The sequence below is a fragment of the Streptomyces iconiensis genome, assembly GCF_028657195.3.
Taxonomy (GTDB): Bacteria; Actinomycetota; Actinomycetes; order Streptomycetales; family Streptomycetaceae; genus Streptomyces; species Streptomyces iconiensis.
In genome coordinates, this window is sequence record NZ_JANCPR020000079.1 from 18,279 (window position 1) to 28,959 (window position 10,681).

Here is a 10,681-nt window from a genome sequence, read left to right on the forward strand (position 1 = left end):
CAGGTGGCATCCCAGGTGACCGCTCACGCTCGGGCCCAGGGCACAGAAAACCCGGATGAATGTGCGAGATCCGGCGGTTAAGGTCCGGAATATGAAATCTCGCCCCTCCGTCCAGTTCCGTGAGATCCCCGAGGCTCAGATCGACAGCGCCCTCGCGCTGGCCTATCTCGTCTTCCACGAAGTGCCGGACGACGAGACGATCCGCAAGCAACACCGTGACTCGCTGCGGATGAGCCTGCGCATCGGCGCCTACGACGGCGACGAGTTGGTCGGCCTCGCAGCCGCGCTCCCGTTCGAGCTGTCCGTGCCGGGCGGCGAACTGCCGTGCCCGGCGCTGACGTTCGTCTCCGTCGCGCCCACGCACCGCCGTCGCGGGGTGCTCTCCGGCATGATCGCGGAGCTGTACGCCAGGTGCGGCGAGCAGGGCGCCCCGCTGTCCGCGCTGTGGGCATCGGAGGCGTCGATCTACGGCCGCTTCGGCTTCGGCCCCGGCACGTACGGTGCCACGGTCGAGATCGACTCCCGCCGCCCGCTGGCCCTGCGCATCGAGCCCGACGAGCGCCCGCTGCGCCTGGTCGATCCGGCAAAGGCCCCCGGCGTCCTCGACGCGTACTACGACAGCACACGGTCGGCCCGTGCTGGACGCTCCGCGCGCAGCGAGTGGTGGTGGCGCGAGAGCTGGCTGCCCGAGAAGGACGAGGAGGACGAGGACTTCTCGCCGCCGCGCGTGGTGGCGCTCGGCGAACCCCTCGCCGGATACGCGATCTACCGCACCAAGTCGCAGGACGAGGGCCCCGGCCTCGTACGTCTCGACGAACTGGAGGCCGAATCCCCGGCCGTAGCGGCGGCGTTGTGGCGCTATCTCGCCTCGATCGACCTGACGGGAACGGTCCGCGCGTGGGGCCGCCCGCTGGACGACCCGCTGTTCCTGTTCGCGGCCGACCGTGACCAGGTCCGCGTGACCAGCGAGTTCCCCGCACTGTGGGTGCGCCTCATCGACGTGGGCGCCGCACTGGAGGCCCGCTCATGGGCGGCGCCCGCCGACCTCGTACTGGAGGTGACCGACGAGACGGTTCCCGCCAACGCGGGCCGCCACCGGCTGACCGTGTCTCCTGGGAACCCCGCCTGCACGCCCACGGAGGAGCGCCCGGACCTCACCTTCGCCGTGCGCGATCTGGCCTCCTGCTATCTGGGCGGCACCCGCGTGAGCGACCTGGTCGCGGCCGGTGTGGTCACGGAGCACACACCGGGTGCGGCCGACCAGCTCGACGCCGCGCTGCGCACACCCCGGCTGCCGCACACCGTCGACGAGTTCTGACCGGGGAGCCGTAGCGGGGCCGCGGGGGAGTGACGGACGTACGGACGTACGGAAGGGCGGCGGGTACGTGGCACATGCCACGCGCCCGCCGCCCTCCCGTACGAAGCGCTCCCGTATGACAGAGCCGGCCGGCTACCTCTTGCGGTGCGAGACCGGCTTACGCGGGGCGCTCTCCCCCTGCGGCTGGCCGTGTCCCTGTAGCCGAGGTGCCTGCTGCTGAGTCGCCTGCTGGGTCCCGTGGTGCTGGGGCGCCTGTTGCCTGGACGCCTGTCCACCCTCGCCCCGCGCCTCCCGCTCCCGTGCCATCGCGGCGGCGTCGCGGCGGAAGAACCACTCCATCTTCGGCTCGATGATGAACCGGAACATCCGCGTCACCAGCGGGGCGCACAGCACCGTCATCATCACGGCCGCGAGCCCGGTGATGGCGACCCGGCTCAGCGGGTGGTCGACCCAGTCCATCTCGTACCAGTCGAACTGGCGCGAGCCCTGGATGAAGAAGATGTGCAGGAGGTACGCGTAGAGCGTCCCCGCGCCGAGCACCGTGAACCAGTGGTGGCGGCGCGGCACCCAGGCGAGGAAGCAGGCGGTCATCACCAGACCGCAGCCGAAGATCGCCAGGTACATCACGGCACCGACCCACGAGGGCACGCCCATGTCGGCGGCGGCCTTGTCGTGCAGGAACCACGCCTTGGACATCCTGGGCACCGCCCAGTAGGCGAAGACCAGTGCGCACAGCACCACCGGCAGAGCGATCAGACGCATCTCACGGCGCTTGATCAGCTCGAAGTGGCGGGGCTGGAGCTGGAGTCCGAGCACGAAGAACGGGAGGAACTGCGCGACCCGCATGAGGTTGAGGTCGCCGCCGATGCTCGGGGTGACGCTCGCCGCGACCGCGATCACCAGCGCGACCGGCAGCGGCCAGCGCAGGCTCTTCCAGATGGGAGTCGTGAGCCGCCACACGAACAGGGCCACCAGGAACCACAGAGCGAAGCCCGGCTCCTGGAAGTGGAACTCCCGGTCCGGGTCGTCGTTGGCCCACCTCATGAAGAACGTGTAGACGAACTGGATGGCCAGGTACGGCACCACGACGCCCGTGAGGAGACGCTGTACCTGCTTGGCCTTGCCCTCGAAACTCCTGGACAGGTAGCCGGAGATGACGATGAACGCCGGCATGTGGAACGTGTACATCACGAAGTACAGGGCCTCGGCCGTGCGGCTGTCGTCCCGGAGCGGGTCCCAGGCGTGACCGATGCCGACGAGCACGATCGTCAGGTACTTCGCGTTGTCGAAGAACGGGTCCCGCTGCTTGCCTACTGGTTTCTTCTGCGCCTTCGCAGGCTGCTCCGGAGACGCCGGTGGCGTCTCGGAGGGGGACTCCTGGCGGACGGGGGGGAGCGGCGCCCGCTCATAACCAGCGTGCAACATCTGCCGCACCATAGCGGTTGAACGTGTAGGCCGTAAATTCTCGTCGCAGCTCTTCTGCCCGTGACTCCGCTTACTATTCACGGCGTTCCGTAACGGCGGCGGTAGTCCGTGACAGGAATGTTCGATTTGGCGCCTCATGTCCTACTTAAACCGGGCGTATGGAGCGGCTGAGACGCGAAGAGAATGTCCATTTAGTGGCGCTCTGGAACTCCTGTGAGCGAAGCCACAAATACCAGTTGTGCGTGTGGAATTCACTTCAGGACCGGCACCGGGTGCCGGAGTTAATGCACCTGGTGCAGATCAACGGCGGGTCGTATTGATCAGGCCGAATTTCTGGCCGAATTACGGACGTATACGCCGCGCATGTCCCGGCCCGGCGCCCCGCGCGGCCCCGGAGAGGGGCCCCGGCCGACGGGGGCCCTCTGGCCAGGCGGGAGCTTTGCGCGATGATGTACCCGACGTTCGGTCACCCGGCTCCTGCTGTGCGGGAGTTGGTGGCACGATGGGTGGGCGCGGGGGTGTGGCAGTCGGGCAGACCCCCAGGCCGGGTGAGGCGTTCCGACCATGAGGGTGTGAGCTGTTGTGGCCATTTCACTGTCTGCGGTGCTGCTGTTGGCGGTCATCCTTGTTGTGCTGATCCGGGGGAAGTCGCTCAAGGCCGGCCCCGCGTTCGTCGCCATCCTCTTCGGCTTCTTCCTCGCCTCGACGGGCATGGCCCCCTCGATAAACCGGTTCCTCAACTCGATCGCGGACACGATCAACCAGATCAGTTTCTGAGCCGGCCGGCGGGGGCGCGGCCCCGGAGCCGGCCCGGCGGCCCGGAACCCTCCGGAGACCCCGGGCCGGGAACGACCGGCGGGACACCGGGCCCGTACGCGAACGGCCCGTACGCCCACTCCTCATACGTGCGCGATTCATACGTACGCGAGGCACACACGTCATACGTACGCGAGGCACACACGAAAGGCCCGGCACCCTCGGTGCCGGGCCTTCGCGTTCGCTGAGCGGGCGACGGGAATCGAACCCGCGTAGCTGGTTTGGAAGACCAGGGCTCTACCATTGAGCTACGCCCGCAAGGTGCTCGCTACGACCCCTGGGGGCCCGAAGCGGCACGGACTGCATCGTACGGCATGTACTCTACGTGTCGCACCGACGGGGTGTGGCGCAGCTTGGTAGCGCGTCCGCTTTGGGAGCGGAAGGTCGTCGGTTCGAATCCGGCCACCCCGACCACGTACTATGAGAACCGCGCGTGCCTGTGCCGTGTCCGCATTCTCTTGAAACCTCATGATCGGGATGCAGGACGCACACCGCATACGGGGCGCATCTCAAGATCACCCAGAAGTCAGCCCCAAGGAGACCGACCGTGAAGAGCGCCGTGGAGACCCTGAACCCGACTCGGGTTCGGCTCACAGTCGAGGTGCCCTTCGAGGAGCTCAAGGACAGCCTCGACGCGGCGTACAAGAAGATCAACCAGCAGGTCACGGTGCCTGGCTTCCGCAAGGGCAAGATCCCTGCGCGAGTGATCGACCAGCGCTTCGGGCGCGGTGCGGTGCTGGAGGAGGCCGTCAATGACGCCCTTCCGAAGTTCTACCAGTCGGCCGTTGAAGAGGCCGAGCTGAACGTCCTCGGCCAGCCCGAGGTCGACATCACCGACCTGAAGGACGACGAGCTGCTCTCCTTCACCGCCGAGGTCGACGTCCGGCCCGAGATCGAGATCCCGGACTACTCCGGCATCGAGGTCGAGGTCGACGCCACCGAGGTGTCGGAAGAGGACGTGGACCAGGCTGTCGAGCAGCTCCGTGAGCGCTTCGCCTCCACCAACGTCGTCGAGCGCGCCGCCGCCGAGGGCGACGTCGTCAAGGTCGACCTGGAGGCCAAGGTCGACGGCGAGGTCCTGGAGGACGGTGTCGCCCAGGGCGTCGACTACACCATCGGCTCGGGCGAACTGCTCGACGGCATCGACGACGCCGTCACCGGGCTGGAGGCGGGCGGCAGCGCCACCTTCACCTCCGAGCTGAAGGGCGGCTCGGCCGCCGGCCAGGAGGCCGAGGTCACCGTCACCGTCGAGACCGTCTCCGCGCGGGAGCTGCCCGAGCTGGACGACGAGTTCGCCCAGCTGGCCAGCGAGTTCGACACCCTTGAGGAGATGCGCGAGGACAGCCGCAAGCGCCTCGCGGAGCAGAAGAAGTACGACCAGGCCACCCAGGCCCAGGAGAAGGTGCTCGACGCCCTCCTGGAGGTCACCGAGGTCCCGGTCCCCGAGAAGCTCCTCCAGGACGAGGTCGAGACCCGCAAGCACAACCTGGTCAACCACCAGCTCGGTCAGCTCGGCCTGGACCTCGGCTCGTACCTGAAGATGCAGGACAAGTCCGAGGAGGACTTCGAGGCCGAGCTGAAGGAGCAGGCCGAGAAGGGCATCAGGACCCAGTTCGTCCTGGACGAGCTGGTCAGCACGGAGAAGCTCAACGTCAGCCAGGAAGAGCTGACCGAGCACCTCATCCGCCGTGCGCAGTCCTCCGGCATGGCACCCGACCAGTTCGCGCAGACCGTCATGCAGGAGGGCCAGGTGCCGATGCTCGTGGGCGAGGTCGCCCGCGGCAAGGCGCTGGCGACGGTCGTCGAGGCCGTCACCGTCAAGGACACCAACGGTGAGGTCCTCGACATGAGCGACGAAGAGGACGAGGCGGAGGAAGCCACCGAGGCCGTCGAAGAGGCGACCGAGGCGGCGGCCGGCACCACCGGCACCGACGCGAAGAACGAGTCCTCGGAGAAGTCCGAGGGCTGAGGGACCGCCCGGTCCCGTACGCCGTCCCGAGGGGCCGCAGGCGCGTTCGCGCCCGCGGCCCCTCGCCCGCTTCGACAGGGCATGCGCTCACAGCGAAATGCGCTCTGACCGGGATGGCGGCCGAGGACCGGCGCGTTAGGGTCCCCAGTAGACGAAGACCCCAGTGACGGCCAGCTTCGCGCGGCCGTCCGGATACGAGCAGGTGGACACGTGACGCTTCCGATGCCTTCCGCCGCCGCTGAGCCCAACTTCGGTGGTGGCCTCGGCGACCAGGTCTACAACCGGCTGCTCAACGAGCGGATCATCTTCCTCGGCCAGCCGGTGGACGACGAGATCGCCAACAAGATCACCGCGCAGCTGCTGCTCCTTGCCGCTGACCCGGACAAGGACATCTTCCTGTACATCAACAGCCCGGGCGGTTCGATCCAGGCGGGCATGGCGATCTACGACACCATGCAGTACATCAAGAACGACGTGGTCACCATCGCGATGGGACTGGCCGCCTCGATGGGGCAGTTCCTGCTGACGGCGGGTACCCCGGGCAAGCGGTTCGCGCTGCCCAACGCCGACATCCTGATCCACCAGCCCTCGGCCGGCCTGGCGGGTTCGGCGACCGACATCAAGATCCACGCCGAGCAGCTGCTGCGCACCAAGAAGAAGATGGCCGAGCTGTCGGCCGCGCACAGCGGCCAGACCGTCGAGCAGTGGACCCGTGACGCCGACCGCGACCGCTGGTTCAGCGCCGAGGAGGCGCGGGACTACGGCCTGATCGACGAGGTCTACGGCAGCGCGGCGCAGCTTCCCGGCGGTGGCGGCACGGGCGCGTGAGCAGCCACCGAACTGCCGCACGGCCCACGCCCCTATCGCAGCCAGCTCATCCCCAGGAGAACTTTCCGATGACCACACCCCACACGGGCCCGATGGCAGAGTTCACCGGTGTCGCGCCCGAGTCCCGCTATGTCATCCCGCGCTTCGTCGAGCGCACCTCGCAGGGTGTGCGCGAGTACGACCCGTACGCCAAGCTCTTCGAGGAGCGCGTCATCTTCCTCGGCGTGCAGATCGACGACGCGTCGGCCAACGACGTCATGGCGCAGCTCCTGTGCCTGGAGTCGATGGACCCTGACCGTGACATCTCGATCTACATCAACTCCCCGGGCGGCTCCTTCACGGCGCTGACCGCGATCTACGACACGATGCAGTTCGTGAAGCCCGACATCCAGACGGTCTGCATGGGCCAGGCGGCCTCCGCCGCTGCCGTGCTGCTCGCCGCCGGCACCCCCGGCAAGCGGATGGCGCTGCCCAACGCCCGTATCCTGATCCACCAGCCCTACAGCGAGACGGGGCGCGGTCAGGTCTCCGACCTGGAGATCGCGGCCAACGAGATCCAGCGCATGCGGGACCAGCTGGAGGACATGCTGGCCAAGCACTCGACCAAGGACCGTGAGAGCATCTCGACGGACATCGAGCGCGACAAGATCCTCACGGCTGAGGAGTCGCTGGAGTACGGACTGATCGACCAGATCGTCTCGACCCGTAAGTCCTCGGTCGGAGTCTGACGGAAGTCCTGCACACGTCCCGCAATCCCTTGGAGCGACCGGCCTGCCCGTGCCGAGAGCTTCGGTCGGTCGTACCGGTCGTTCCAAGGGGGGCCCATTCCGGCGGCCCGGCAAGGTACCGTCGGAGAGCACGTACCTCGGTCCGTACACACCCGACGGATCCCAGGCGAAGGGGAAGCTCCTCGTGGCACGCATCGGTGATGGCGGCGATCTGCTCAAGTGCTCGTTCTGCGGCAAGAGCCAGAAGCAGGTGAAGAAGCTCATCGCGGGACCAGGTGTGTACATCTGCGACGAGTGCATCGATCTCTGCAACGAGATCATCGAAGAGGAACTCGCGGAGTCCTCCGAGGTGCGGTGGGACGAGTTGCCCAAGCCGCGCGAGATCTCCGAGTTCCTGGAGGGCTACGTCGTGGGCCAGGAGTCCGCGAAGAAGGCGCTCTCCGTCGCGGTCTACAACCACTACAAGCGCGTGCAGGCGGGCGAGAGCAGCCCGCAGGCGCGTGACGACGGCATCGAGCTGTCCAAGTCCAACATCCTGCTGCTCGGCCCGACGGGTTCGGGCAAGACGCTGCTGGCGCAGACGCTGGCCCGGATGCTGAATGTGCCCTTCGCCATCGCCGACGCGACCGCGCTCACCGAGGCGGGTTATGTCGGCGAGGACGTCGAGAACATCCTCCTGAAGCTGATCCAGGCGGCCGACTACGACGTCAAGAAGGCCGAGACCGGGATCATCTACATCGACGAGATCGACAAGGTCGCGCGCAAGAGCGAGAACCCGTCGATCACCCGTGATGTCTCCGGCGAGGGCGTGCAGCAGGCGCTGCTGAAGATCCTTGAGGGGACCACGGCCTCGGTGCCTCCGCAGGGCGGGCGCAAGCATCCGCACCAGGAGTTCATCCAGATCGACACCACGAATGTGCTCTTCATCGTCGGCGGTGCCTTCGCCGGCCTGGAGAAGATCATCGAGTCGCGCGCCGGCGCCAAGGGCATCGGCTTCGGCGCCGACATCCGCTCCAAGCGGGAGATCGAGGCGACCAACCAGTTCGAGGAGGTCATGCCGGAGGACCTGGTGAAGTTCGGGATGATCCCCGAGTTCATCGGCCGCCTTCCCGTGATCACCTCGGTGCACAACCTCGACCGCGAGGCGCTCCTGCAGATCCTGATGGAGCCCAGGAACGCGCTCGTCAAGCAGTACCAGCGGCTGTTCGAACTCGACGGTGTCGAGCTGGACTTCGACCGCCCCGCGCTCGAAGCCATCGCCGACCAGGCCATCCTGCGCGGCACCGGCGCACGCGGGCTGCGCGCCATCATGGAGGAGGTCCTCCAGTCGGTGATGTACGAGGTGCCGTCCCGCAAGGACGTCGAGCGCGTCGTGATCACCGAGGAGGTCGTGCACTCCAACGTGAACCCGACCCTGGTGCCCCGCGCCCGCGGCAACGGGGACCAGCAGCGGCACGAGAAGAGCGCCTGAGCGCGTCTGAGCGCTCAGGCATCGCTCAGAACACCTCGCGCGAAGGAGCCCGGCAACCCCGAGTGGGGTCGCCGGGCTCCTTCGCGCTCATGGGCGGCCCCGCGCGTGCGGGGCGCCGGGAGCGGCTACTTGGGCTCTGTCGCCTCGTCCTTGATCCGGGCCGTGATGGCGGCGAACGCCTTGAGGTCCACCTTGGACGCCGAGGAATATCTCTCGCTCAGTTCCATGACAAGGGCGGTCGTCGACGTGTCAGCCCAGGCACACGCCGGGGAGTACAGGGACTCGCCGCTCTCCTCCATCCGCTCCAACTGGCAGGTGATCTCCGGTCCTTCGGCACCCTGCGGCCGGAAGACGCGGCGCTTGCCGACGAGTTGGCTGTGACCGCCCTCCCGCACACCGTCGAGCATGTCCACGCGCAGGGTGGAGGAGGGAACGTCGAGGTCGCCGAACGCACCCGAGAGGATCAGGGTGTCCGCCAGTGGATGGCCGGACTTGTCGGTGGAGTACGTGGCGATTCTGGCCCGGCCCTCGGTGGGCAGCGACTTCTGGATCGCCTTCTCGTCGCGCTTCTGCTCGCCGTCCGGCGGGAGGCGGTGGTAGCGCCCGCTGTCCAGCGTGGCCGGGGTTGTGAGCTTCATGGTGCCCTGCGGGCCGTCGTCGTCCGCGCCCACGTCCGCCACGACCATGCCGATGCCGAACACCAGGAGCGCCAGCACGAGTAACCCGCCGAGCACGATCGCCGTGACGGCGCCCGCACCGAGCCTGCGCCGTGGCGGGGGAGGCGGCGGCCAGGTGCCGTCCGGGCCCGGTCGGCCCGTGGAATCCGGCCTGCTTGGGGGTCCGTGCGGGCCCGGGGACTCCGGGGGCGGTCGGAAAGGATCGTCCCCGGAGCCGTCAGGCTGCTGGTCGTGCCCATCGGCCCCGTCAGGCCCGGAAGGTAACCGGCTCATGGCCGCCGCCCGTACCTCACGCGTCGGTCACCGCGGCCTCGTACAGCTTGCCCGCGAGGTCGGCGGTGTCTTCCGCCGAGCCGCCGCCGCCGCTCGTGTCCTGCTGCATGACGAGGGCGATGGTGCTGGAGTCGCCCCAGATGCAGATGGACTGCGAGGCCGGACCGATCTTGTAGGTCTGGCACTTGAGGACATCGCCGTCGAAGCCGTCGGGCGTGAACTCCTTGGGCTCGCCCTGGGCCTTGCCGCCCAGGGGAGTGAGCTGCTTCTCCACCTTGCCGAGCAGCCAGTCGACGCCCTTGTCGGGGTCGTCCAGGGTGCCGTAGCCGCCGGTGAGGCTGAGCTTCTTGCCGCCGGACACGTACGGGGCCTGGACGCTGCCGTCCTGCTCGAAGCCGGGCACCTGCTCCTTCTTCGAGCCCATGCCGTCGGAGAAGCCCTTGCCCGAGCCCTTCTCCTCCTTGGCCTTGCCCTTCTCCAACTTGTAGCCGCCCGCGACCGTTTCAGGGGCCGTCAGCTTCTTCTTGGACTCACCTATGACACCGAAGAAGAAGAGGCCACCGATGATGGCGCCGACGACGACCAGGGCGCCCACCACGAGGCCGATCGTCTTGCCCTTGCCGCCGCCGCCCTGCGGGGGCATCGGCATGCCCGGCTGCTGCTGCTGGCCGTAAGGCTGCTGCTGGCCGTAGGGCTGGCCGGGCTGCTGGGGCTGGCCGTAGGGCTGCTGCTGACCATAGGGATCGGGCTGACCGGGCTGTTGGGGCTGACCGGGCTGCTGCTGGCCGTAGGGCTGGCCGGGCTGCTGAGGCTGGCCATAAGGCTGCTGCTGCCCGTACGGGTCGGGCTGGCCGGGCTGGCCCTGCTGCGGGTAGCCGTAGCCCGGCTGCTGCTGCGGCTGCCCCGGTGCGCCACCGTAGGGGCCGGGCTGCCCCGGCTGCTGCGGCTGCTGTCCGTACGGTCCCTGCTGGTCGTACGGTCCGGGCTGGTTCTGACTCATGGTGGCGCTTCCCCTCGTTAACATCTGTTTGAACGCGCCCGCACATCCTGTCGGATGAGAGTCGCACTCGCCGCACCAGCCGCCGAATCGCAGTCTCGCGGGTACGGGATCGTGAACTTTCCGGGGGCTGTTGTCCGGATACGCCCGGGAAGTGCGCTCACATGGAGGCGGGGGCC

9 protein-coding genes and 2 tRNA genes are annotated in these 10,681 nt (G+C 68.0%); 7 read left to right on the forward strand and 4 right to left on the reverse strand.

Going from position 1 to position 10,681, the window contains the following annotated elements:
- Nucleotides 1–91: 91 nt before the first annotated feature.
- Entirely contained in the window at nucleotides 92–1,318 is a 1,227-nt protein-coding gene (locus NMN56_RS41120; RefSeq protein ID WP_274043965.1) for a GNAT family N-acetyltransferase, read from the forward strand.
- A 132-nt stretch (nucleotides 1,319–1,450) separates the two neighbouring features.
- On the opposite strand, the gene NMN56_RS41125 is transcribed toward NMN56_RS41120, so the two are convergent.
- Nucleotides 1,451–2,755, reverse strand: coding sequence for an acyltransferase family protein (locus NMN56_RS41125; RefSeq protein WP_274043967.1), 1,305 nt, complete (start codon nucleotides 2,753–2,755; stop codon nucleotides 1,451–1,453).
- Nucleotides 2,756–3,325: 570 nt separating this feature from the next.
- Between NMN56_RS41125 and NMN56_RS41130 the strand changes: the two genes are divergently transcribed.
- Nucleotides 3,326–3,520, forward strand: a complete 195-nt coding sequence (locus NMN56_RS41130; protein WP_274043968.1) for a hypothetical protein — start codon at nucleotides 3,326–3,328, stop codon at nucleotides 3,518–3,520.
- 226 nt (nucleotides 3,521–3,746) lie between these two features.
- Here the strand turns inward: NMN56_RS41130 and NMN56_RS41135 are convergent.
- Nucleotides 3,747–3,817: transfer RNA gene (locus NMN56_RS41135), tRNA-Gly, on the reverse strand.
- A gap of 79 nt (nucleotides 3,818–3,896) precedes the next feature.
- Here NMN56_RS41135 and NMN56_RS41140 point away from each other — a divergent pair.
- From NMN56_RS41140 to clpX, 5 genes are all read left to right on the forward strand, one after another.
- Nucleotides 3,897–3,973, forward strand: a tRNA-Pro gene (locus tag NMN56_RS41140).
- 133 nt (nucleotides 3,974–4,106) lie between these two features.
- The gene (gene tig, locus NMN56_RS41145; protein ID WP_274043969.1) at nucleotides 4,107–5,528 is read left to right on the forward strand and encodes a trigger factor; all 1,422 of its coding nucleotides are present in this window, start codon (nucleotides 4,107–4,109) and stop codon (nucleotides 5,526–5,528) included.
- A 222-nt stretch (nucleotides 5,529–5,750) separates the two neighbouring features.
- The gene (locus NMN56_RS41150) at nucleotides 5,751–6,356 is read left to right on the forward strand and encodes an ATP-dependent Clp protease proteolytic subunit (protein WP_274044002.1); all 606 of its coding nucleotides are present in this window, start codon (nucleotides 5,751–5,753) and stop codon (nucleotides 6,354–6,356) included.
- Nucleotides 6,357–6,424: 68 nt separating this feature from the next.
- Nucleotides 6,425–7,084 carry an ATP-dependent Clp protease proteolytic subunit gene (locus NMN56_RS41155; RefSeq protein WP_274043970.1) on the forward strand — a complete coding sequence of 220 codons (660 nt, stop codon included), beginning with the start codon at nucleotides 6,425–6,427 and terminating at the stop codon, nucleotides 7,082–7,084.
- A gap of 184 nt (nucleotides 7,085–7,268) precedes the next feature.
- On the forward strand, nucleotides 7,269–8,555 hold the full coding sequence (gene clpX / locus NMN56_RS41160; protein WP_274043971.1) for an ATP-dependent Clp protease ATP-binding subunit ClpX: 1,287 nt from the start codon (nucleotides 7,269–7,271) through the stop codon (nucleotides 8,553–8,555).
- A 125-nt stretch (nucleotides 8,556–8,680) separates the two neighbouring features.
- On the opposite strand, the gene NMN56_RS41165 is transcribed toward clpX, so the two are convergent.
- A complete protein-coding gene (locus NMN56_RS41165) occupies nucleotides 8,681–9,505 on the reverse strand; it encodes a hypothetical protein (protein WP_274043972.1) in 825 nt (274 codons plus the stop codon).
- 16 nt (nucleotides 9,506–9,521) lie between these two features.
- Nucleotides 9,522–10,505 (reverse strand): hypothetical protein, encoded by a 984-nt coding sequence (locus tag NMN56_RS41170; RefSeq protein WP_274043973.1) that lies wholly within the window; start codon nucleotides 10,503–10,505, stop codon nucleotides 9,522–9,524.
- Between the last annotated feature and the right edge of the window lie 176 nt (nucleotides 10,506–10,681).